General features: G+C 45.1%; 26 protein-coding genes. 24 read left to right on the top strand and 2 right to left on the bottom strand.

The genetic code is table 11. The annotated features are described in order from the left end of the window. Positions 1-8: 8 nt before the first annotated feature. The 15 genes from hepT to QWY16_RS11985 all read left to right on the top strand — a co-directional run bounded on the left by hepT (position 9) and on the right by QWY16_RS11985 (position 12,950). Complete coding sequence (gene hepT, locus QWY16_RS12055) at positions 9-983, top strand: heptaprenyl diphosphate synthase component II (protein ID WP_300989467.1); 975 nt, start codon at positions 9-11, stop codon at positions 981-983. 85 nt (positions 984-1,068) lie between these two features. Then, entirely contained in the window at positions 1,069-1,515 is a 447-nt protein-coding gene (gene ndk, locus QWY16_RS12050) for a nucleoside-diphosphate kinase (protein ID WP_300989466.1), read from the top strand. Between the two features lie 480 nt (positions 1,516-1,995). Next, positions 1,996-3,168, top strand: a complete 1,173-nt coding sequence (gene aroC, locus QWY16_RS12045) for a chorismate synthase (RefSeq protein ID WP_300989465.1) — start codon at positions 1,996-1,998, stop codon at positions 3,166-3,168. A 2-nt stretch (positions 3,169-3,170) separates the two neighbouring features. Then, a complete protein-coding gene (gene aroB / locus QWY16_RS12040; RefSeq protein WP_300989464.1) occupies positions 3,171-4,247 on the top strand; it encodes a 3-dehydroquinate synthase in 1,077 nt (358 codons plus the stop codon). Then, a complete protein-coding gene (gene aroH / locus QWY16_RS12035; protein WP_300989463.1) occupies positions 4,244-4,627 on the top strand; it encodes a chorismate mutase in 384 nt (127 codons plus the stop codon). Before aroB ends, aroH begins: the two co-directional genes overlap by 4 nt. Then, entirely contained in the window at positions 4,624-5,712 is a 1,089-nt protein-coding gene (locus QWY16_RS12030; RefSeq protein ID WP_300989462.1) for a prephenate dehydrogenase, read from the top strand. The genes aroH and QWY16_RS12030 overlap by 4 nt, the downstream gene beginning before the upstream one ends. A 15-nt stretch (positions 5,713-5,727) precedes the next feature. Continuing rightward, entirely contained in the window at positions 5,728-7,014 is a 1,287-nt protein-coding gene (gene aroA / locus QWY16_RS12025; RefSeq protein ID WP_300989461.1) for a 3-phosphoshikimate 1-carboxyvinyltransferase, read from the top strand. An 85-nt stretch (positions 7,015-7,099) separates the two neighbouring features. Then, entirely contained in the window at positions 7,100-8,353 is a 1,254-nt protein-coding gene (locus QWY16_RS12020) for a tetratricopeptide repeat protein (protein ID WP_300993426.1), read from the top strand. Positions 8,354-8,367: 14 nt separating this feature from the next. Next, entirely contained in the window at positions 8,368-8,931 is a 564-nt protein-coding gene (locus tag QWY16_RS12015) for a ReoY family proteolytic degradation factor (RefSeq protein WP_300989460.1), read from the top strand. 5 nt (positions 8,932-8,936) lie between these two features. Further along, a complete protein-coding gene (locus QWY16_RS12010; protein ID WP_300989459.1) occupies positions 8,937-9,389 on the top strand; it encodes a DUF2487 family protein in 453 nt (150 codons plus the stop codon). 141 nt (positions 9,390-9,530) lie between these two features. Beyond that, positions 9,531-10,034: a QcrA and Rieske domain-containing protein gene (locus tag QWY16_RS12005; protein WP_300989458.1), complete on the top strand. Its 504-nt coding sequence runs from the start codon at positions 9,531-9,533 to the stop codon at positions 10,032-10,034. Between the two features lie 21 nt (positions 10,035-10,055). Further along, positions 10,056-10,730 (top strand): menaquinol-cytochrome c reductase cytochrome b subunit, encoded by a 675-nt coding sequence (gene qcrB / locus QWY16_RS12000; RefSeq protein WP_300989457.1) that lies wholly within the window; start codon positions 10,056-10,058, stop codon positions 10,728-10,730. A gap of 38 nt (positions 10,731-10,768) precedes the next feature. Next, a complete protein-coding gene (locus tag QWY16_RS11995; protein ID WP_300989456.1) occupies positions 10,769-11,554 on the top strand; it encodes a menaquinol-cytochrome c reductase cytochrome b/c subunit in 786 nt (261 codons plus the stop codon). A gap of 58 nt (positions 11,555-11,612) precedes the next feature. Further along, complete coding sequence (gene lhaT, locus QWY16_RS11990; protein ID WP_300989455.1) at positions 11,613-12,224, top strand: lipoprotein heptaprenylglyceryl N-acetyltransferase LhaT; 612 nt, start codon at positions 11,613-11,615, stop codon at positions 12,222-12,224. A 51-nt stretch (positions 12,225-12,275) separates the two neighbouring features. Then, positions 12,276-12,950, top strand: a complete 675-nt coding sequence (locus QWY16_RS11985; protein ID WP_300989454.1) for a zinc metallopeptidase — start codon at positions 12,276-12,278, stop codon at positions 12,948-12,950. Between the two features lie 44 nt (positions 12,951-12,994). On the opposite strand, the gene QWY16_RS11980 is transcribed toward QWY16_RS11985, so the two are convergent. Then, positions 12,995-13,231, bottom strand: a complete 237-nt coding sequence (locus tag QWY16_RS11980; RefSeq protein ID WP_300989453.1) for a hypothetical protein — start codon at positions 13,229-13,231, stop codon at positions 12,995-12,997. A gap of 245 nt (positions 13,232-13,476) precedes the next feature. Then, positions 13,477-14,343: a YitT family protein gene (locus tag QWY16_RS11975; RefSeq protein ID WP_300989452.1), complete on the bottom strand. Its 867-nt coding sequence runs from the start codon at positions 14,341-14,343 to the stop codon at positions 13,477-13,479. Between the two features lie 108 nt (positions 14,344-14,451). On the opposite strand from QWY16_RS11975, the gene QWY16_RS11970 reads away from it, so the two are divergent. The 9 genes from QWY16_RS11970 to dinG all read left to right on the top strand — a co-directional run bounded on the left by QWY16_RS11970 (position 14,452) and on the right by dinG (position 23,676). Beyond that, entirely contained in the window at positions 14,452-14,790 is a 339-nt protein-coding gene (locus QWY16_RS11970; RefSeq protein ID WP_300989451.1) for a nucleotide pyrophosphohydrolase, read from the top strand. Then, positions 14,787-15,587: a 4-hydroxy-tetrahydrodipicolinate reductase gene (gene dapB / locus QWY16_RS11965; protein WP_300989450.1), complete on the top strand. Its 801-nt coding sequence runs from the start codon at positions 14,787-14,789 to the stop codon at positions 15,585-15,587. Before QWY16_RS11970 ends, dapB begins: the two co-directional genes overlap by 4 nt. Before the next feature lie 14 nt (positions 15,588-15,601). Continuing rightward, on the top strand, positions 15,602-16,006 hold the full coding sequence (gene mgsA, locus QWY16_RS11960; protein WP_300989449.1) for a methylglyoxal synthase: 405 nt from the start codon (positions 15,602-15,604) through the stop codon (positions 16,004-16,006). 10 nt (positions 16,007-16,016) lie between these two features. Then, a complete protein-coding gene (gene bshA, locus QWY16_RS11955) occupies positions 16,017-17,159 on the top strand; it encodes an N-acetyl-alpha-D-glucosaminyl L-malate synthase BshA (RefSeq protein ID WP_300993424.1) in 1,143 nt (380 codons plus the stop codon). Then, positions 17,156-18,289: a CCA tRNA nucleotidyltransferase gene (locus tag QWY16_RS11950; RefSeq protein ID WP_300989448.1), complete on the top strand. Its 1,134-nt coding sequence runs from the start codon at positions 17,156-17,158 to the stop codon at positions 18,287-18,289. Before bshA ends, QWY16_RS11950 begins: the two co-directional genes overlap by 4 nt. Beyond that, a complete protein-coding gene (locus tag QWY16_RS11945; protein ID WP_300989447.1) occupies positions 18,267-19,250 on the top strand; it encodes a biotin--[acetyl-CoA-carboxylase] ligase in 984 nt (327 codons plus the stop codon). Before QWY16_RS11950 ends, QWY16_RS11945 begins: the two co-directional genes overlap by 23 nt. Positions 19,251-19,477: 227 nt before the next feature. Beyond that, positions 19,478-20,314, top strand: a complete 837-nt coding sequence (gene panC, locus QWY16_RS11940; protein WP_300989446.1) for a pantoate--beta-alanine ligase — start codon at positions 19,478-19,480, stop codon at positions 20,312-20,314. Positions 20,315-20,317: 3 nt separating this feature from the next. Beyond that, positions 20,318-20,701 (top strand): aspartate 1-decarboxylase, encoded by a 384-nt coding sequence (gene panD / locus QWY16_RS11935; protein ID WP_300989445.1) that lies wholly within the window; start codon positions 20,318-20,320, stop codon positions 20,699-20,701. 212 nt (positions 20,702-20,913) lie between these two features. Then, positions 20,914-23,676 carry an ATP-dependent DNA helicase DinG gene (dinG, locus tag QWY16_RS11930; RefSeq protein ID WP_300989444.1) on the top strand — a complete coding sequence of 921 codons (2,763 nt, stop codon included), beginning with the start codon at positions 20,914-20,916 and terminating at the stop codon, positions 23,674-23,676. The last annotated feature ends 56 nt before the right edge of the window (positions 23,677-23,732 follow it).

The raw sequence follows: 23,732 nt of genomic DNA, 5'->3' as shown, positions 1-23,732 counted from the left end.
TTTTTTAAGTGGAAAAGGTGAAGTTGAAATTGCTCTATTCCGATCTTAAACCGGAATTAGATATGATTGAAAAAGAATTAGAACAGGCAGTGGATTCCAAATCTCACCTATTAAACGATGCTTCTCTTCACTTATTGCAGGCCGGAGGGAAACGAATCCGACCTGTTTTTGTTTTGCTTGCGGGCAAATTCGGAAATTACAATATCGATGTGATGAAACAAGTTGCCGTCCCATTAGAGCTGATTCACATGGCGTCCCTTGTGCATGACGATGTCATAGACGACTCGGATATCCGAAGAGGCAAACCGACGGTCAAGGCGGAATGGAATAATAGTGTTGCCATGTATACGGGTGATTTTATATTAGCCCGGGCATTGGAGTATATCACCGACATCGATTCTCCAAAACTTCACCATATCTTATCCAAGACGATGATTGAAGTATGCCGCGGCGAAATCATTCAAATAGAAGATAAATATAAACTGGATCAAAATCTGCGGGATTACTTGCGGCGCATTAAACGCAAAACAGCTTTGCTTATTTCGTCGAGTTGTGAATTAGGGGCATTAGTATCAGGGACAGATGAAAAAACGGCCGCTCATTTGCGCAGGTTCGGTTACTTTATCGGCATGTCTTTCCAGATCATTGATGATATTTTGGACTTTACTTCAACAGACGAAGAGCTTGGAAAACCGGCAGGGAGCGATTTTATTCAAGGCAATATCACGTTGCCAGTGTTATGTGCACGCCGCGATCCGGAAGTATACAGTTTATTGAAAAACAGCCTTCAAAAAGAGTTGACGGACAAGGAACGGCTATTAGTTGTCAAAACCATCCGCAACAGTCCGGGAATCAGTGAAGCGAAAGCCGTCAGTGAACGGTATTTGAAAAAGGCGCTGCAGGAACTGGATTATTTGCCTAAAAGCCCTGCCAATAAAACAATGCGAAAAATCGCCTTTTTTATTGGAAAGAGAAAGTTTTAGCCAGATAGTTGACAAATAGCACCAAACTGATAGTATTTTTTAAGGTGGGCAAAAAGCCCGAGCTTTAAATAGAGGAGTGTTCATAATGGAAAAAACTTTCTTGATGGTTAAGCCGGATGGCGTACAACGCAATGTAATCGGTGAAATCGTAGCACGTTTTGAGAAAAAAGGTTATCACTTGGTTGGAGCTAAATTGATGCAGATTCCAGCTGAATTGGCTGAGCAGCATTACGGCGAACATAAAGAACGTCCTTTCTTCGGTGAATTGGTTGAATTCATCACTTCAGGTCCTGTATTTGCAATGGTTTGGGAAGGCGAAAACGTTATTTTGACTGCACGTCAAATGATGGGCGCTACTAACCCTAAAGATGCAGCTCCAGGAACAATCCGCGGCGACTTCGCAGTTACTGTCGGCAAAAACATGATCCACGGTTCGGATTCAGCTGAAAGCGCTGAACGCGAAATCGGCTTGTTCTTCAAAGAAGAAGAATTGGTATCATACGAAAAAACAATGAACAACTGGGTAAACTAATCCAGGTAAAAAAGCAGCTTAGCTGCTTTTTTATTTTGTCTAAAATCCATAATAAAAAAGTTGTGGATAGGTGATAGATAAAATGAAATATGAATTCTGTTCAACAGGAAAGCCAGTGGTGAGGCAAGGAAAAGTTCCGAAAGAATCAGCTTGAACAATGTCTCTATCCTCTCGCGGAAAGCATTTGGCTGTTTCTCTTTCACTGAACTAACTTCACGTACTGAAAAAGAGTTGGGGCGATTTCTTCAGCGCCTAATAATCACTTTTATAACTTCAGCAAACTGTCCATTTCATTTGGACAGTTTTTTTATTTCACAATAATAGTTTTTAAATAGTTCAAGGTTCCTTACAAGAATAGTCAAGGTTAAATTTCCCAATAGATTGAAGTTTCACTTTATCTGAATTTAAGATAGAATTGATGAAATACTATATGTTATAGTGATACATAAATACTTTAGTGCGTTGAAGGGAGAAAGTGTCATGCGTTATTTAACAGCAGGAGAATCACACGGTCCACAGTTGACCGCTATCATCGAGGGGTTGCCGGCACAAATGCCGCTGACTGCAGAAATGATCAATAAGGAATTGAAAAGACGGCAAGGCGGACATGGACGCGGCCGGAGAATGCAGATTGAGAAAGATACAGTTGAAATAGTATCAGGCGTACGCCACGGAAAAACACTTGGCTCGCCGATAGCTCTAGTAGTCAAAAATGATGATTGGAAACATTGGACGAATATTATGGGCATTGAGCCGATTGAAGATACGGATGAAGTGAAACGCCAGATTACACGTCCTCGTCCAGGACATGCCGATTTGAATGGCGGCATGAAGTATGGGCACCGTGACCTTCGCAATGTGCTAGAGCGCTCTTCTGCGCGAGAAACGACTGTGCGTGTCGCTGTCGGGGCAGTTGCTAAACAATTGCTGTCTCAGATGGGTGTGGAAATTGTAGCCCATGTAACGGAAATTGGCGGCATTAAAGTGAATCCGGAAAGCTACCAAGGAAAAACGGCAGCTGAAATCCGGGAGATTGTCGAAAACGATGCCGTATACTGTGCAGATCCTTCAGTAACCCAACAAATGACTGACTTAATCGATGAAACAAAGAAAAATGGCGATTCGATCGGCGGGACGGTTGAAGTAATAGTAGAAGGCATGCCAGCAGGAATTGGCAGCTATGTCCATTATGACCGCAAACTGGATTCGAAAATCGCTGCTGCAATGATGAGCATCAATGCGTTTAAAGGCGTGGAGTTCGGAATTGGCTTTGAAATGGCCAGAAAACCAGGCAGCGAAGTGCATGATGAAATCCAATGGACGGAAGGCTTAGGCTATACCCGCAAAACAAATAACCTGGGTGGATTTGAAGGCGGAATGACAACGGGCATGCCGATTGTCGTACGAGGAGTCATGAAACCGATTCCGACGCTTTACAAGCCGCTTCAGAGTGTCGATATTGATTCGAAAGAACCTTTCCAAGCGAGCATCGAGCGTTCGGACAGCTGTGCGGTTCCGGCGGCTTCCATCGTTGCAGAACATGTAATAGCTTGGGAAGTAGCCAATGCATTGATTGAACAATTTGATGCGGATCAAATGCCTCGCTTGAAAGAAAATTTACAGAATTACTTAAATTATACGAAGGAGTACTAGACATGAAGTCACTTCGAGTCGAAGCCGATCAACCATACAATGTCCACATCGGGATTGATGTATTTGAATTGTTCTCGAGCCAATACCGCGAGCTGCTAAGTTCAGCCGACCGGATCGTGGTCATAGCTGATAAGAAAGTCGCTTCGCTTCACCTTGATTCACTTTTGCAGTTTTTGCAGCCATATGAAGTGAGTGTATTTACTGCACCTTCTGGCGAACATGCGAAATCCATTGAAACCTTTATGGACTGCCATAGCTTCTTATTGAAAGAAGGCTGTTCCAGAAAGTCGCTTCTTTTGGCATTCGGCGGAGGTGCCACAGGAGACGTTGCGGGATTTGTTGCTTCGACATTTATGAGAGGTATTCCGTATATCCAGATTCCGACCACTATTCTTGCACATGATAGCGCAGTTGGCGGCAAAACAGCCATCAACCATGCACTTGGAAAAAATATGATCGGGACGTTTTACCAGCCTGCAGCAGTACTTTACAATATCCAGTTTCTGAAAACATTGCCCCAGCAGGAAGTGCGGTCCGGCATGGCGGAAGTGATCAAACATGCTTTTATTTCCAATGAAGAATGGCTGTCTGAGTTGCTGCGGATCCATTCGTTCAATGAGTTGGCTGATGACGACTGGATGCTTCATCTGGAACGGGGGATTGCGGTAAAAGCGGCAATCGTAGAAGAAGATGAATTTGAAGGCGGCGTCAGAAAGTATTTGAATTTTGGCCATACTTTAGCACACGCGATAGAAGCTTATCTCGGATATGGCAAAATCACTCATGGCGAAGCAGTTGCTCTTGGAATGGCTTATGCCTTGCTATTATCCGGTCATCCGCGCTTGGAAGAGTTTCTGGCATGGTGCCAAGCGAATGGCTATCCATTGGAGAAAATCCAGGAGATTTCCTTTAATGATGTCATTGATTATATGAAAAAAGATAAAAAATCTTCTAAAGGATCGCTGAATTTTGTGCTGCTTCAAAAAACAGGTCAGCCGTATGTCGAAGCGATTGACGAAGAACAGGCACAAGCCGCTTATGAACAATTGCAATTAAAAATAAGAGGGGTGTTATTATGATCCGAGGAGTTAGAGGAGCCATTACTGTGGCAGCCGATCAGCCGGAAGATGTTTTGCGTGAAACGGGCCGTCTTGTTTTAGAAATGGCAAAAGAAAACCGGATTAAACCGGATGATGTGGCTTCCGTCATCATTTCAACGACCACCGATATCGCATCGGCGTTTCCGGCAAAAGCGGTGCGGACACTTGAAAACTGGACTTATGTTCCTGTCATGTGCACGCATGAAATGGATGTTCCAGGCAGTTTGCCGCTATGCATCCGCGTCATGATGCATGTAAATACAACATTGGCTCAAAAGGAAATCCAGCATGTTTATTTGAATGATGCTGTGAAATTGCGTCCTGATCTGGTCAAAAACAATGAGGCGAAAATGCTATGAACCCACAAGTGCTGATCATCGGGCTTGGCTTGATCGGCGGGTCATTGGCAAAAGCGCTGCAGCGGCATGCCGGCGTACAAGTTGCCGGATATGATGCAGACCCGCATACAGCCAGAAAAGCTTTTAAAATGGGTATTATACATAGCTCACCTCCGTCTCTAGAAAGAGCAGCCGCAGAAGCGGATGTCATCGTTTTTGCGACACCAGTAGGCACTACAATCAAGTTGATGGAACAAAGCCAGTATTGGAATTTGAAAGAAGATGTCATTTTGACCGATACCGGCAGCACTAAAAACCATATCATGGAAGCTGCGAAAAAATTGAACCATACGTTCATTGGCGGCCATCCGATGGTAGGTTCCCACAAAAGTGGTGTAGAGGCTGCAAAAGAGGTTTTGTTTGAGAACGCCTTTTATATTTTGACGCCATCGGAAGGCACCAGTGAAGAAAGCATCTCTTTTCTAAAAGAACTTTTGTCGGTGACGAAAGCGAAAGTCAAAGTGCTGAAAGCTGATGAACATGATTATATGACAGCAATCGTCAGCCATTTTCCGCATCTGATAGCAGCTTCATTGGTGCACCAATTGGCTAAAGAGGAAGAATATCCGTTTGCCAAGCAGCTCGCAGCAGGAGGTTTTCGGGATATTACCCGAATCGCGTCGTCGAACCCGGAAATGTGGCGGGACATAACTACACAAAACAATGATATGATTGTCCAGCAATTGACTAATTGGATGGAGGAAATGGAGCAACTGCGGGACTTATTGGTCCGAAATGAACCAGAACCAATCCAGCAGTATTTCCAACGTGCCAAATCGGTGCGGGACGAACTTCCGATTGCTGGCCACGGAGCAATGTATAGTGTGTATGACTTGTATATCGATATTCCGGATGTTCCAGGAAGCATTTCCGAAATAGCTGGTTATCTGGCGGAAGAACAAATCAGCATCGTCAATTTGCGGATTCTGGAGACCCGCGAGGACGTCTTCGGGATTTTAGTCATCAGTTTCCAAACTCCTGAAGACCGTGAACGGGCAAAAGAATGCATTAGTAAAAGAACAGCATACGATACGTATATTTCCTGAAAGGATGGCAGTTTAATGACTTTGACTTTATCTTATTCAAATCCTTCATTGAAAGGGACCATACAAGTGCCGGGAGATAAATCCATTTCCCATCGGGCGATCATGTTCGGATCAATGGCCGCTGGAACTACGACAGTTGAAGGTTTTTTGCTGGGCGATGACTGTTTGAGCACCATTAGCTGTTTCCGGAAGTTGGGTGTAGACATCGAATTGACCGGGAAGTCCGTTACCATTAAAAGTGCTGGTGAAGAATCTTGGCAAGAACCTTCTGAAGTGCTGGATACCGGAAACTCGGGCACCACAACCCGGCTCATGCTTGGGCTGCTTGCAGGGACTTCTTTCCATTCTGTCATGGCAGGTGATGAGTCCATTGCAAAGCGTCCGATGAAACGGATCATTAATCCGCTGCGCGAAATGGGTGCGGATATCCGCGGACGCCAGGATGGCCAATATACGCCATTGGCAATCCAAGGAACTAAGTTACAGGCGATCAATTACACGTTGCCGGTCGCCAGTGCACAAGTGAAATCGGCAATTTTGCTCGCCGCTTTAAAGGCAGAAGGCAAAACAGTTATCACTGAACCTGTGCCGACACGCGACCATACGGAAATCATGCTGGAACATTTCGGTGCAACGTTAACAAAAAGGAACGATGGCGCCATTGAACTGGAAGGCGGCCAAAAACTGAAGGCTGCCCATGTCCAGGTGCCGGGAGATATTTCTTCTGCCGCCTTCATGATTGGGGCTGCTTTGATAACAGAACAAAGTGAAGTACTGCTCACGAATGTCGGAAGCAATCCGACGCGGACCGGAATTCTTGATGTTATCAAACAAATGGGGGCAGATGTCGACTGGACCGAGAGAGCAGTTGAAGGCGAGCCTTCAGCAGATTTGACAATACGTTCCTCGAAGCTTAAAGGCATTGAAATCGGAGGAGAACTGATTCCGAGATTGATTGATGAAATTCCGCTTATTGCCCTCATTGCCACTCAGGCTCATGGGACAACAATCATCAAAGACGCGGAAGAACTCCGTGTGAAAGAAACAGACAGAATCGCTGCAGTGGTTGCGGAACTGTCTAAAATGGGTGCCGATATCACAGCCACTGATGATGGCATGGTCATTAATGGACCGACTGCTTTAAACGGCGCTGACATGAAAACATATGGGGACCATCGTCTAGGCATGATGGCCGCAGTTGCTGCTTTGGCAGCAGAAGGAGAAGTCCATATCGACGACCCTGACTGCATTGCTGTATCGTTTCCAAATTTTGTCGAACAGATGAATTCTTTGATCAATTAACTCTCCATTTGGGGGGTTTTTTGTTATGATTCGAACACACTTTCGTGTAGGATGGAAGTATGAAACTGAAAGAATAGGTGATAGTATGGCAAGCATTGAAGATATTCAAAAAGCAGTTGAGCTGGGGGATCCTGATTCCGTAAACGCTTTACTGGAACCATTTTTGCTAAACGGGGATCCGGAGGAGCAATACGATTTATCCGAGTGGTTAGCTGAAATTGGCTATGTTGAAGAAGCGATTAAAGTCCTGGAACATCTCCAATACGTTTTCCCGGAAGAATCCCAATTGAAAGTTGACCGGGCAAACCTGCTGATTGAAGTGGACCGTGAAGACGAAGCGCTCAACACTTTAATGGAAATTTCGAAAGACGATGAATTATACCCACAGGTGCTCGTTACGCTGGCAGATCTGTTTCAGCTGCAAGGACTTCTGGAAGCTGCCGAAAGCCGCTTGAACGAAGCGATAGAGCTGCTTCCGGACGAACCGTTGCTGCTTCAGGCAAAAGCGGAGCTGCTGCTGGATTCGGGGCGCTACTTGGAATCCGCTAAAATCTACCAGGATTTAAAAGCGCAGGAAGTTGCAATAGAAGGAGTCAACCTTTCCGAGAGGCTGGCGGAAGTTTATAGTGCAGGCGCCGCTTATGAAGAAGCCTTGCCTTATTACGAAGAAGTTTTGAAAGACCAAATTCAGCCGGATGTCTTATATGGCGCAGCTTTTGCCGCATTCCAGACGCGGCAGTACGAATTGGCCGGGCGCCGGCTGGGCGAGCTGATTGAAATTGACCCCGATTATTTCTCTGCGTATTTACTTCGTGCACAGAGCTTCAATATGGCAGAAGACTATGAGGCCGCCTATACGGCAATTCTCGAAGGGATTGCAAGAGACGAATTCAGCAAAGAGCTCTATTTGTTTGCTGGAAAATTGGCATTGAAACTTGGCAAAGCTGAAGAAGGAGTCAATTATTTAAGGCAAGCGATTGCATTGGATCCAGAGTATATGGAAGCGATCTATACTCTCGTTTCTTATTTCCATGCTGAAGAAATGGATGAAGATGTACTGGAGTTGGCTGAAAGCGTTGTGGCCAATGAAGATGATTGGGCAGGCCTTTACCCGATGATTGCCGAATCTTACGAGCGGACTGAACAATTCGATAAGGCAGCTGCCTATTTCGGAAAAGCCTATCCCGCATTTCATGATGACTCGAATTTCTTGGAGAAGTATGCACGTTTTCTGATTGAGGAAGGGAAAAGAGAGAAAGCCCTCGAAATCATTAAAGAACTTCAGGCGCTGGAACCGGAAAACCCTGAATGGTTTGATTGGCAACAGTCGTTTGATTGAAAGGAGGAGTTTTCATGACCGCTTATATTTCGGTAGGAGAAAAAAAGCAGTTTGTCCGCTGGTTTTTGCAGACCCACAAAATGAAAAGACGGGAATGCATCTGGATTCTCAACTACATGTTAAGCAATGAAGACCTGCTCGAAAAAACTCACTTTGTTGAAGAGGCACATTATTGCCCACGCGCAATGGTCATGTCCTCCACTGAATCGAAGGAAATTCCTTTCCGCTTTTATAAAGGAAATCTGATGACGGCGGATGCGGAAAAGTCTTTCCATGACTTGCGGCTTAATCCCGATGAAGATTTGTTCGTCCAGTTGAATTTCCCGAACCAACCGCCTTCAGCGCTGTATATGTCAGTGCTTGAAGAAAATCCGTACATGCCAAAGCATGCAACCATCACTGATGAAGACCGGCTGCTTGCCGAAAAAGTGCTGGAAGAAAGTATGGCTGCTTTTCAAGAAGATACAATTTTAAGACAAATAGATGAAGCCCTCGATGCGAATGACCGCCAGAAATTCTTCGAGCTTTCCGCGTTGCTTCAATCTATCAAGGCTTTAAAGAAAATGGAGAGTGAATAGGCGATATGCATTTTTCAGGGAAAGAAATAGATCAATACTTGCAACAAAAAGAATATGTCGATTCAGCGGTTGTCCCTTTGGTTCAGTTGGATTTAAATTCGTCCGGATTGAAAACAAGTGCAAGTGCTTCCGATTATCTTCAATCGCTGGCCAATTTATTGGAAAAGCAATTTAAAGGACGCATTTTATTGTTTCCGCCCGTATCATATGCCAAAGGGGCAGATCGTTCTAGATTGGCTGACGAATTGACTAAAGAAATAGGAAATACAGAGTTTAAACATATCTTTTATATAACAACTGATGCTGAATGGCGGTCCTTGGAAGAATTTAAAAATGTAATTTGGCTGCCTGCAATTCCGACCGAAAGCATGGACCAATCCTTCAAGCAATCGGTTATGGAAGACCAGCTGCGCCAAGTGTTGCCGCTTTTTATCAATGAATGGACACAGCATTCATGAAATGTTCACAATCTGTCACAATCGCTTCAATGCGATATTGACCTTAACATTTGATTGATATATCATTAGGTTGTCCTAGTAATTATATTTGAATTGAGTATGTCCATTGGACTGACCTTGAATGTTAGAGGGGGGAAAAGGATGAGTAATAATCGTGTATCACGACGTCAATTTTTAGGTTACACTTTAACAGGTGTCGGCGGATTTATGGCAGCGGGAATGTTAATGCCAATGGTTCGTTTTGCGGTTGACCCGGTTCTTCAGCAGAAAGATGCTGGAGATTACATTTTAACCGACCAAGCAGTAGCTGATTTAACTGAAGAACCTGTACGCGTCGACTTCGCCTACGAGCAGGTGGATGCTTGGTATACATCTGAAGTAACAAGTTCAGCTTGGGTTTACAAAGAAGGGGATAAAATTGTTGCCCTTTCACCAGTCTGCAAACACTTAGGATGCACAGTGAACTGGGCGGGGGATCCGGAACACCCGAGCCAATTCTTCTGTCCATGCCACGCCGGACGTTACGAAAAGAACGGCCAAAACGTTGCAGGAACACCGCCGCTAGGGCCACTCGATGAATACGAAGTGGAAGAAAGAGATGGCTTTTTGGCAATCGGAGCAATACAAGCGAACACAATAGTTTAATAGTTAGGGGGTACGACACCAGTGCTAAACAAGTTATATGATTGGGTTGATGAGCGTTTAGATATTACGCCGATCTGGCGCGATATTGCTGACCATGAAGTACCGGAACACGTAAACCCCGCACACCATTTTTCAGCATTCGTTTATTGTTTTGGAGGATTGACTTTCTTCATCACGGTAATCCAGATTCTATCCGGTATGTTTTTGACAATGTATTATGTGCCAGATATTGAAAATGCATGGGAATCGGTTTATTATCTTCAAAACGAAGTCGCTTTTGGAGAAATAGTGCGTGGGATGCACCACTGGGGAGCTTCTCTTGTAGTTGTTATGATTTTCCTTCATACATTGCGAGTATTCTTTACAGGTTCTTATAAAAAACCTCGTGAATTAAACTGGATCGTCGGAGTTATGCTATTCGGTGTTATCCTCGGTTTAAGTTTCACAGGTTATTTGCTTCCATGGGATATGAAAGCGTTATTTGCAACAAAAGTTGGTATTGAAATCGCCGCTTCTGTACCGGTTATCGGTGAATCAATCAAGATTCTTCTTGCTGGGGACTCAACTATCCTCGGTGCACAGACTCTGACACGATTCTTTGCAATTCACGTATTCTTCTTACCAGCTGCTTTGCTTGGGTTGCTTGCAGCGCATTTTATCATGATCAGAAAACAAGGTATTTCCGGCCCGCTATAAGACTAGCGGCCACAAGGATTTTTTAAGGAGGGGACACTATGCATCGCGGAAAAGGGATGAAATTCGTTGGGGATTCTCGTATTCCAGGTTTGCAGCATCGTAAACCGAATATCCCTAAAGATTACTCCGAATATCCTGGCAAGACAGAAGCTTTCTGGCCAAACTTCCTTTTGAAAGAATGGATGATTGGTGCAGTCTTCTTGATCGGTTTCTTGCTATTGACTGTCGCCCATCCTTCACCACTAGAAGGTAAGGCAGATCCGACAGATACAGGCTATATTCCACTGCCAGACTGGTATTTCTTATTCTTATATCAATTGCTTAAATATCAATTTGCATCTGGACCATTTAACATCATAGGTGCAATTATCATGCCAGGACTTGCTTTTGGTGCATTGGCACTAGCTCCGTTCCTGGATCCAGGTCCGGAACGCCGCCCATCAAAACGTCCGCTTCCTACGGGCTTCATGCTGCTAGCAGTTGCGGCAATCATCTTCCTTACATGGGAATCCGTAGCGAACCATGACTGGGAAGCTGCTGAAGCGCAAGGACAAATCGTTGAAGAAGTGGCAATCGATACAGCTGCCCCGGGGTATGAAATTTACTCAGGTTCCGCTTGTATTAGCTGCCATGGCGACAATTTAGAAGGTGCCGTAGGTCCAGCTCTTACTAACACAGGGCTTACTGCTGAAGAAATTGCAGAAATCGCTGTAAATGGTATTGAAGAAGATGGACAACAAAAAATGCCGCCATCATGGGAAGGTTCAGAAGAAGATCTTAAGATCATGACTGAATTTATCGCTGGTCTAGGCGGAGAAGAATAATAGTTAAAAAAAGAGCCGGGAAACCGGCTCTTTTTTGCTATCTGAAGGGAAGAATTTGATGATTTCTTTTGCGCAGAAGATTTCCGCCTGGCTGATGTTTCGGCCGTTCCTGTGGCTGGTTTTTCTCCTGAACTTAGGCGGAACGATTTATGGATACATATGGTATGGATGGCAGTTGAAAATAACCGAACCGAAATTTTTAATATTTGTACCGGATAGTCCGACAGCCAGCCTTTTCTTCACCATTGTTTTGGGCTTATGGCTAATAGGAAAGAGAAGTCCGATATTTGAAGCTTTAGCATTTGTCACTTTGATCAAATATGGGCTTTGGGCCGTGGTTATGAATTTACTGACTTTGGTCGAAACCGGGTCAATCGGCTTGCTCGGCTGGATGCTCGTGGGGTCTCATTTTGCGATGGCGCTGCAAGCTGTCCTCTATATCGATCATTACCGCTTCGGCTGGCTGGCTGCTGCTGTTACAGCGGTCTGGACCCTGCACAATGACGTCATCGATTATGTCTTTGGGCAAATGCCGATTTATGGCAGCTTGGATGCCTACACTGCACAGATCGGGTATTTCACTTTTTGGCTGTCAATCGCGTGCATCGCATTGTCATATTTAGTCGTATATTTAAACAAGCCGCATAGCGTATCAGTTGACCATAGCTGACCAATCCTAGTAAAATGGAGGTAGAAGCAGAAAGAGAGGTGTATTAACCAGATGAGTTTTATTGTCTATTTCATCCTTTTGCTGATCATTCCTATGTGGGCTCAATTTAAGTTAAAGAGAACATATGGCAAATACTCAAAAGTCCGCTCAACATCAGGCATTACTGGAGCGCAAGTAGCGCGTACCATTCTTGATAACAACGGATTGTCTGATATAAAAGTAGTGGAAAGCCGTGGTATGCTAAGCGACCATTACAACCCGTTGACAAAAACAGTGGCTTTAAGCAGCCATAACTATCATGAAGCATCTGTTGCCGGCACAGCGGTGGCGGCACACGAAGTGGGGCATGCGATTCAGGATGCCGAAGATTATTCGTTCCTCCGTTTACGCCATCGATTAGTGCCCGTTGTTAATATCTCTTCGAACATGTCTTGGGTATTTATCATGATCGGTATATTTTCCGCTTGGAGTGGGGCTTTATTGATCGGTATTATTTTGTTGGCTGCAGGGGTAATTTTCCAGCTTATCACATTGCCGGTGGAGTTTAACGCATCCAGCCGGGCTATGGATCAATTGCTTGCGAACAATATCATCCGCAATGAAGAAGAGCGCGATGCGAAAAAAGTATTGAGCGCCGCAGCCATGACATACGTTGCAGCAACGGCTGTAGCAGTTATGGAATTGGCCCGTTTGCTGTTGATTTATACGAACATGAACAGATCTTAAGAAGCAAAAAAACCGTTCCGGATTTCTGGAACGGTTTTTTCTTGTTACACAGCTTCTTGTCTCGAGGCCACTTCGGTCTTACTGCAAATGGCAAAGAGCGCCATTCGCTGTAAGCCCTCCAGCGCTTGTCGGGGCTGAATGGTCGCCATCGCTTTTCTTGTTGTCCAGCTGCAGCGGCCAGGTTCTCGGGACATAAGCCAATCCGACTGTGCGGCAAAGAGCGCCGCTTCGCCGGCTCGTCTTATGCCGGTCGAACCTAAACGGCCGCTTCCGCTTTTCATGTCTAGCTGCAGCGCCTAGTCCCTCGGGGTCTTAAGTCAACCCACCTGTACGGCAAAAACACGCCGTCTCGGTGTTCTGCCTCAAGCCTGTCGGGACTGGACAGGCGCTTCCGCTTTTCTTGTTGTCCAGCTCCGGCGACCAGCCCCTCGAGTCGCTTCGGTCTTACTGCAAATGGCAAAGAGCGCCATTCGCTGTAAGCCCTCCAGCGCTTGTCGGGGCTAGATGGTCGCCTTCGCTTTTCGCATTACCCAATCGGTTGTTTTTGATCGTCTAGTGTAAACCCTTCGCCCATTACATCATGGACTTCCATTAAGGATACGAACGCGTGGGGGTCTACGCTATTGATGATGTTCTTCAGTCTGACGATTTCGTTTTTGGCTACTACACAGTAGAGAACTTCCCGTTCTTCTTTGGTGAAATGGCCGTATCCTCGGAGAATGGTGATGCCCCGGTCCATTTCCTTCGCAATCCGGCTTGCAATTTCTTCCTGCGAATTCGAGATGATCATTGCTCCCCGTCCTGAGTAAGCACCTTCTTGGACAAAGTCGATGACTCTGGCTCCGACGAATACCGCAACAAGTGTATACATCATTGTGCGGTTATCCAGGAAAGTTAAGCGGGACAGCGCAATTACACAAGCATCAAATAAGAACATCGTTTTTCCCATGCTCCAGCCGCTGTATTTCTGAACCAGGCGAGCAATGATATCGACGCCTCCAGTAGTTCCCCCGTAGCGGAAAATAATACCCAGACCGACGCCGACAAACACCCCGGCGAAAAGTGTGGCTAAGAAGAGGTCTTCATGCAAATTGATTTGAATTTCATAAACTAAAAATATTTTTAGAAAGAAAGAAACTGCGACTGTTCCGATGATGGTATAAAGAAAGACCTTTTTGCCGAGCAGCTTCCAGCCAATAAAAAATAGCGGGATATTTAATAATAAGTTCATTAAAGCGGGATCCCATTCAAATAGGAAGAATAAAATTAAGGTAATGCCTGCAAATCCGCCTTCGCCCAGCTCATTCTGAATATTGAAATGGACAAAACCAAAACTGTAAATGGCCGATCCCAACAATATGAATAAGATGTTTTTCACTTGTAATTCTTTCATGGGGCATTCATCTCCTATCCGTAAAGTCAACTTCTGTATTATCAGCTAAAATATTGATTTTGACAACATCCTCAGTTTTCTTTACGATGAAATGAGGAGTGTGATGAAATGAGCGGAGATAAAACAATGAAACAGCTTCAAAAAGATGTTGACGAGTATATCGGACAGTTTGAAGAAGGCTATTTCAGCCCGATGGAATTGATGGCACGGCTGACAGAAGAATTAGGTGAATTGTCGCGTGAAGTGATGCATGAATACGGGCCAAAGAAAAAGAAGTCTACAGAAGAGGATAATACAATAGAAGCAGAAATGGGCGATTTGCTGTTTGTTTTAATTTGCATGGCCAATTCAATGGATATCGATTTAGCGCATGCCCATGACCGCATTATGGAGAAATTCAATACGAGAGACAAAAACCGTTGGACACGAAAGGAAGAGGGAAAATGACAATTCGAGTGGCGATTGCCGGAGCAAGAGGAAAAATGGGCCAGGAAGCCGTACATACTGTTATGAAGAACCCGGAAATGGAATTGGTATCCGTACTGGATTACAAAGATATTGGAGAAACTTTAGCTGATACGGGTCTATTTCCTGAAAATTACACGGTTCCAGTATTCACGGATTTAGAGAAATTACATGCGGCGACACGTCCGGATGTTTTAGTGGATTTAACATCGCCTGAATCGGTTTATCAGCACACAAAAGGTGCATTAGATTTAAAAATCCGCCCGGTCGTTGGCACTACGGGATTTTCGGACGAAGAGCTAAAAGAACTTACGCAGTTATCGAAAGACATAAAAGTTGGCTGCATTATCGCACCGAACTTTGCAGTCGGCGCTGTTTTGATGATGAAATTTGCAGAACAAGCTGCCAAATATTTGCCGGATGTTGAAATCATCGAAATGCACCATGATCAAAAGTTGGACGCTCCGTCCGGTACCGCGATGAAAACAGCACATTTGATTTCCGAGCATCGGCCTGTCCATGAGCAAGGGCATGTCCGTGAAAAAGAGACTTTGCCGGGAGCAAGAGGAGCCAATTACGATGGAATGCGCATCCACAGTGTCCGGCTGCCGGGCCTTGTCGCCCATCAGCAGGTATTGCTTGGAGGAGAAGGTCAATTGCTGACACTTCGCCATGACTCCTTTAACCGCGGTTCATTCATGTCAGGGGTAGTGCTGTCGATTAAAACCGTGATGGAAACCGAAGAATTGATTTATGGGCTTGAACATATTATTGGATAAAGGAGAATGTTTGAATGAAGATTGCATTAATTGCACATGACCGTAAAAAAGATGATTTAATACAATTTGTTATAGCGTACCAGCCGATTTTATCCGAACACTCTCTGTATGCCACGGGTACGACTGGACAGCGCATTATTGATGGCACGGGGCTTGATGTTATCCGTTTCCGTTCGGGGCCGCTTGGCGGCGATCAGCAGATTGGGGCTATGATTGCCCAAAATGAGATGGATATGGTTATATTCTTCCGGGATCCTTTAACGGCACAACCGCATGAACCGGATGTATCGGCTTTAATTCGACTATGTGATGTATATGGTGTGCCGCTGGCTACCAATATGGGCACCGCTGAAGTGCTCTTGCAAGGGCTTAAAGAAGGTTTTATTGATTGGCGTCTAATCAGCAAAGAGAGAGAGTAAGGTGACAGTTTTGCGAAAAATGAAGATTGGCATCACCTGTTATCCAACAGTGGGAGGCTCAGGTGTCATTGCGACGGAATTGGGGAAAATGCTGGCTGAAAAAGGCCATGAAGTCCATTTCATCACATCCAGCACGCCTTTTCGCTTGAACCGCCTGTACCCGAATATTTTCAGCCATCAAGTGGATGTCAACAGTTATTCGGTATTTCAATATGCCCCTTATGATATTGCATTGGCTACAAAAATAGCGGAAGTCATCAAAAACGAACAATTGGATCTGATGCATGTGCATTATGCCATTCCGCATGCGGTCTGTGCCATTTTAGGACGGGCTATGGCAGGATCCAATATCGGCATTGTGACCACTTTGCACGGAACCGATATCACAGTGCTCGGATCGGATTCTTCATTGAAAGAAGCGATTAAATACGGGATTGAAAAATCCGATGTGGTGACGGCTGTGTCGAATTCGCTGAGGGACCAGACCTATGATTTGATCAAGCCCGATAAGAGAATAGAAACCATTTATAATTTTGTTGATGAACGAGAATATAAGGTTACAAATACCGGCAGCTTGAAACAGGATCTCGGCATAGGTGAAGAGGAAAAAGTGCTGATTCATGTATCGAATTTCCGGAATGTAAAACGGGTACCCGATATCATCGATACGTTCAGTCGTGTGCAAAAGCAAGTGGCGTCCAAATTGCTGCTTGTCGGAGATGGGCCGGAGATGGGGCGGACCGTTCAGCAAGTCAAAGATTTAGGACTTGATAAACATGTTTTGTTCCTCGGAAAACGTGATAATTTATCCGAACTTTACAATATCAGCGACATTAAGCTGCTCATGTCTGAAAAAGAAGCTTTCGGCTTGGTTTTATTGGAAGCGATGGCTTGCGGGGTTCCATGCATTGGCACGAATATCGGAGGAATCCCTGAAATTATTGAACCGGGACAGAACGGATATTTAGTTGAATTGGGAGATGTAGAAAAAGCAGCAGCCTATAGCATTAGGATGTTGACAGACGAAAAGGAACGGGAAATGCTGAAAAACGGTTCGTTGGAAACGGTGAAACAGCGCTTCAATTCAACGACAATCCTGGAGCAGTACGAAGCGGTTTATGAACGTCTGTTAGATAGGGGTGCAAGCGAATGAAGACTGCTTTAAAAGTGGTTCAAACTCTTGAAAAAGGCGGTTTTGAAGCTTATATAGTAGGCGGGGCGGTACGGGATCTGCTGCTCGGCAAAATACCACAGGACATTGATGTCGCAACGAATGCTGCTCCGCAAGAGGTGAAAACCCTCTTTTCCCGGACCATTGATACGGGAATTGATCATGGCACGGTGCTTGTGCTATTGGACGGAGTAGGGATAGAAGTGACGACATACCGGACAGAAGGCATGTATTCCGACAGCCGCAGGCCTGATTCAGTGGAATTTGTACAATCGCTGGAAGAAGATTTAAAAAGGCGCGATTTCACCATCAATGCGATGGCGCTTGATAAAGAACGCCACATCATCGATCCGTTTGAAGGGAAAAAGGATATCGAGAAACGCCTGATCCGTGCGGTCGGAAATCCGGATGAGCGTTTTCAGGAAGATGCCTTGCGAATGCTCCGGGCAGTCCGCTTTTCAGGACAGCTTGATTTTAAGATTGATTCCATCACATTGGCATCGATCCGCAAGCAAGCGCAAGGAATCCAAAGCGTTGCAGTCGAGCGCTTGAAAAATGAACTCGATAAAATCATGGTTCAAGGGCATACCGCCCGCAGCATGAGTTATTTGAAGGAATCCGGTTTGACGAAATATTTGCCGGCCGGGGAATATTTTGAAACGGATTGGTCATCTTATGAGCCGGTCGATATCGCTGCAAGCGGCTGGGCCTATATGCTGTACCGGCAGAACCGGGAATTTAAAGACATTCGTGTTTACAAATTCTCGAATGAAGAGCGAAAACTCATTGAACAATCGCTGAAAGCTGCACGCCTAGAGCAATGGGACATCTGGACTTACTATCACTTTAGCGGGCAGCAGCTGGCAATTGCTGCAGCACTTACAGGCGTGGAAGCCGACATTGCCGCTGGAAAAGCGGCCCTGCCGATTCAGTCGAAATCGGAAATTGCTGCCAATGGGATTGATTTGATGGAGTGGAGCGGCAAGAAACAAGGCCCTTGGATACGGCAATGGATTGAACAAATGGAGCGCAGCATCGTTTCCGGCAAGCTGAAAAATGACAAAGAAATCATAAAGGATTGGTTTACGAATGAATATCACGGTAACGCGTAAATTGGCGCAGCGGCTTATCGAAGCGCAGGGCGTTGCGCTTTCTGGCCAGCAGCTGGCGGATGACTTTGGCATATCGCGGACCGCTGTCTGGAAACATATAAAAGAGCTTGAGGAACAGGGATACCAAATCATTTCTGTGAAAAAGAAAGGTTATATCCTGGCAGGCCTTCCCGATACATTGGAGCCTACTGCTATTCAAGCCATCTTGAAAACAAAACGCCTGGGCCGCAACATCCATTACATTGAATCATGTCCTTCCACTCAAATCATAGCGCATCAGTTGGCTCAGGAAAATACGCCGGACGGCACTGTAGTCATGACTGAGGAACAAACTGCCGGACGCGGAAGGATGGCTCGCAGGTGGCATTCTGCGGCGAATAAAGGCATTTGGATGAGTGTCATCCTCCGCCCGGATGTAGTTCCTCAAAAAGCGCCGCAATTCACGCTGGTGGCTGCAGTTGCAATAGTTCGGGCAATTGAACAAGTGACTGGTTTAAAGCCTGAAATCAAATGGCCGAATGATATCTTATTGAATGGAAAAAAATGCACGGGGATCTTAACTGAACTTCAGTCGGATGCTGACGGGATTCAAGCATTGATTATCGGAATCGGTTTGAATGTCAATCAAGTGGCGGATGATTTTGACCCGGAAGTGCAGAACATAGCAACTTCGCTGAAAATGGAAAGCGGCAAAGAGATAGACCGTAAAGAACTGGTTTCTTCAACGCTTCAATTTCTTGAACAATATACGGATTTATATGTGGAAGAGGGCTTTGGTATTTTGAAGCTGCTATGGGAAAGCTATTCGTCGACAATCGGACATCCGGTGCGGGCGCGTATGGCGAAAGAAACGCTTGAAGGTATTGCAGAAAGCATTACGGATGAGGGTGTGCTGCAGCTCCGCACAGCGGATGGCAAGCTTCACGGCATTTATTCTGCGGATATAGAAATGACAAGTTAAAGTATTTTGTTTTTTTTAGAGTTCTGCTATAGTATTTTAAAGGGCAGTATCACTTGTGAACTGCACCGGATCATCTTTATTCATCTGATAACTTTATAATTTAAATGTCTGCCTTGATCTACTATATGACAGGGACGGAGGAAACCGAATTCAAATTTTCTGTCCTTCTGTCTTTTTTGACGGAAGGCTTTTTATATGGTTTTCTTCCTGAGAGGAGAGAAAGAGTTTTGCAAACGATTGAAACGATCCAAGAATTGAAAAACTGGGTCAAAAAAACCAAAGAGTCTGGAGAAACGATCGGACTTGTGCCGACGATGGGCTTTCTGCACGATGGCCATATTTCACTTGTCAATAAAGCAAAAGCGGAAAATGACCGTGTTGTTATGAGCATTTTTGTCAATCCGGCACAGTTCGGCCCCAATGAGGATTTTGACCGCTATCCAAGAGATTGGGATCGCGACCGGCAATTGGCAGAAGAAGCGGGCACCGATGTCATTTTTGCACCTTCGGTTGAAGAGATGTATCCGCGTAAATCACAGATCAGCATTTCAGCTGGTGCACTTGCTGATGTGTTATGCGGAGCGAAGCGGCCGGGCCATTTTGATGGTGTGCTGAAAGTGGTCGCAAAATTATTCCATTTGACGCAAGCGGACCGGGCCTATTTTGGCCAGAAAGATGCTCAGCAGCTGGCGATTATTGAATCGCTTGTGGAAGATTATAATTTTCCGCTCGCTATCCGCCGCGGCGAAACTGTCCGGGAAGCGGACGGGCTTGCGAAAAGTTCAAGGAATGTCTATTTAAGCGAAGCAGAACGCCAAGAAGCACCGCATCTTCAACAAGCGCTGCAACTGGGAAGACAGGCGGCGATCGAAGGCAGAGACCCGGTAGCAGTAGTCCGGAATTATCTCGACGGCCGCATTTCCGGAACCATTGACTATATCGAACTGCTCGCTTATCCGGCATTGACTAACGATATCAAAGACGAAGCAATCCTGGCGCTTGCTGTGCAGTTTGAAAAAGCACGTTTGATTGATAACCTAATCTTTAACATAAAGGGGAACTAAGACATGTTACGAATGATGCTCAATTCTAAAATACACCGTGCCACAGTGACGCAGGCAGACTTGAATTATGTCGGCAGCATTACAATTGACCAGAATTTACTGGATCAAGTCGGTATGCTGCCGAACGAGAAAGTCCATGTGGTCAATAATAACAACGGCGCTCGTTTTGAAACGTATATCATTGCAGGGGAGCGCGGCAGCGGCGTGATTTGTGTTAACGGAGCAGCAGCTCGCCTTGTGCAAAAAGGAGACATTGTCATTATTTTGACTTATGGCTATGTGATGGATGAAAATGCCCGCGGCCACAAACCGACTGTTGCCATTATGGATGAAAACAACAAAGTCCGGGAAATTATCCATTATGAACCCGAAGCGACAATTATGTGAAACAGGAGGCCTCCGAAATCGGAGGCTTTTTTACATGGGCACATTACTGAATGCTGGAATGCCACATGGGATGCATACTGAAGGGTCTTTGTATCTTTTTTATGGCAATCACCCGTACAATGAAAGAGATTTGTGTTGCGGCTGACAGACGGAAAGAGCCAGGATATGTTACAATTTTTTATGAAAGAACCACCTGAGAAAGAGGGCTTGTGATGAACACCCAAAAATATGTCGTTGTCGATATTGAAACTACAGGCCATTCCCCTGCTAAAGGTGACCGGATTATTCAAATAGCGATGGTAACGATTGAAAATAATAAAATTACCGATACATACACAGAGTTTATCAATCCTGGGCGGAAAATACCGGCCTTTATCCAAGATTTGACGAATATTAACGAACAGGATGTAGCGGATGCGCTGCCGTTTGAGGCGCACGCTGCATTGATTTTTGAAAAGTTGCAGAATGCCATATTCGTGGCACATAACACCAATTTTGATCTGCCGTTTTTACAGGCTGAGCTAAGCGGCAGCGGATTGCCGAAATGGTATGGTTTGACGATGGACACGGTGGAGATGTCCCGTTTGATGTATCCGACTGCATACAGTTATAAATTGCAGGATATTGCTGCGGAACTGGGAATTCCGCTTAAAAGTGCCCACCGTGCAGACGACGACGCATTAGCGACGGCGCATTTGTTTTTAAAGGCGATAGAAGACTTGGGGAAATTGCCTTATGATACACTAGCTCAATTGCATAAACGCTCTTTTCAGCTGAAGTCCGATTTATCCCGTCTCTTTTTTGAATTGACACAGCAAAAAAGGAACGCCCAAATGGATGATTTTGCCCGTTTCAACGGCTTGCCGCTAAAACGGCGGAAACTGGAAAGTAACGATACATCCAATAGCCATGCGGCTGCGATTGATTGGGAACAGCGCCTTGAAGCGGTATTTCCTCAATTTGAACGGCGGCAAAGTCAGTTTGACATGATGGCTTCGATTCAAAAAGCGCTGAAACACGGAGAAGAACGGGTGATTGAGGCTTCCACTGGAATGGGGAAGACAATCGCTTATTTATTGCCTGCGGTCAATCATGCCATTGAAACAGGCAAGCAGGTGCTGATTAGCACGTATACCACTCATTTGCAGGATCAGCTGGTTCTAAAAGAAGGGAAAATTGTCGAACAGATTGTCGGTGCCCCGGTACGGCTCGTCTTAGTCAAAGGATTGAGCCATTATATTGATTTGTCGAGGTTTAATGAGCTATTGCAAGGCGAAGATGAGTCGTATGATGAAACTTTCACCATCATGCAAGTGCTGATCTGGCTGACGTCAACTGAAACCGGCGATTTAAACGAGTTAAATGCTTCAAGCGGCGGCCAGTTTGTGCTGGATAAAATCCGGCGTTCGCATCTCAGAAGATTGACGCGGGATGAAAAAGCATACGATTTTTACGAGTTTGCCTTGGAGCGTTCGAAGCATGCCCATGTAATCGTCACCAACCATTCATTCTTATTAAATCAGCGGTTGAGCAGTTCGAATATATTAGCGAACACGGATGCTTTTATCTGGGATGAAGCCCATCAAGTTGTACAGGCAGCTGTTTCGCAGCATGAAAAAACATTTGTTTATACGCAATGGAAATATATTTTTGGGCAACTTGGCACGTATGACGATCAGCAGTTATTTGCTAAATTATATAAAACTGCAGAAAAAACCGGTTTTTCATCGATTCCGGAAATGCTTCAACTTGAATCGTTGTTCATCAAATTCGTCTCGTTATTTGATGAAATATCCGCAATGCTGACAGCTGAATTTTTGGCGAAGTTCAGAGGCAGCCGCCATAAGAAATGCGCTTCGTTATTAAGCGAAATGCCCTATGATAAAGCACGTTTTATGGACTTGCTGCGCTATTTGAACGAGTGGATTGACATGTCCCAGCTTATTTTGCAAAAAGCAGAACGGTTGACGGAAACGTCGATCCAGGACAAATTGGTCATTACAGATTGGCGGTATTGGACGGAAGAGTTAATGGTCAAAGCAGTGGAATTCAGTGAAATCTTCGTGTTCCCGCTCGAGGATGAAGTCAGTTGGATAGAAGGCGATTTAAGAAGCCTGCCGACGAGTTTGTCACTTTACAAGCAGCCTTTTGAAGTGACTTCCATTGTTCAAAAAGTCATTGGGCCTGTACGGGGAGAAAAAGCGATTATCTGGCTGTCGGGTACGATGAGTGTCCCATCCAATGAACGTTTTATCGTTAATCAGCTGGGCATACCACAGGATGTACCCATTACGAAGTTTGAGCCGCCGAAAGAATTTTACCAAGGAGCACGCGTTTTCATCGTCGAAGATATGCCGGATATCCAGCAAGTTTCCCAAAGCGATTATATTGAGTCGGTAGCAGATGCGGTCATCCAGACTGTACTTGTTACGGAAGGGCGCTGTTTTGTGCTTTTTACATCGCAGGACATGCTGAGAAAAACAGTGGACTTGATCCAGGATACCGGTTTATTGGACGACTATATGCTGTTTGCGCAAGGAATTTCATCTGGCAGCAGGATGAGGCTGTTAAAATCATTTCAGCGTTTTCAGAAGTCGGTCCTGTTTGGGACAAACAGTTTCTGGGAAGGAGTCGACGTGCCTGGTGATGCGCTGCGGGCCGTTGTAGTCGTGCGCTTGCCGTTTACATCACCGGATGAGCCGATTTTCAAAGCCAGATCTGAAGTCATTTCAAAAGAAGGCATCAATCCGTTTCTGCATTACGCCTTGCCGGAAGCAGTACTGCGTTTGCGTCAAGGTTTCGGCAGGCTGATCCGTTCCAAAAATGACCAAGGCATGTTCATCGTTCTGGATAGAAGGATTGAAACGAAATCATATGGTATTGAATTTTTGAATGCTTTGCCAAAAGTGAAAGTATCAAAAGTGTCTTTAGAAAAGATGGTAACGGATATTGAAGATTGGTATAATAAGCAATGATAATGAGGCAGGCATCCGGCAAGAATATTTTTTCTGGCGGATGCATTACTGTAACC

The organism is Planococcus shenhongbingii (assembly GCF_030413635.1).
In the GTDB taxonomy this organism is placed as follows: domain Bacteria; phylum Bacillota; class Bacilli; order Bacillales_A; family Planococcaceae; genus Planococcus; species Planococcus shenhongbingii.
Note: the sequence above shows the minus strand (reverse complement) of the source record. Positions and strands in the feature narration are given on the sequence as shown.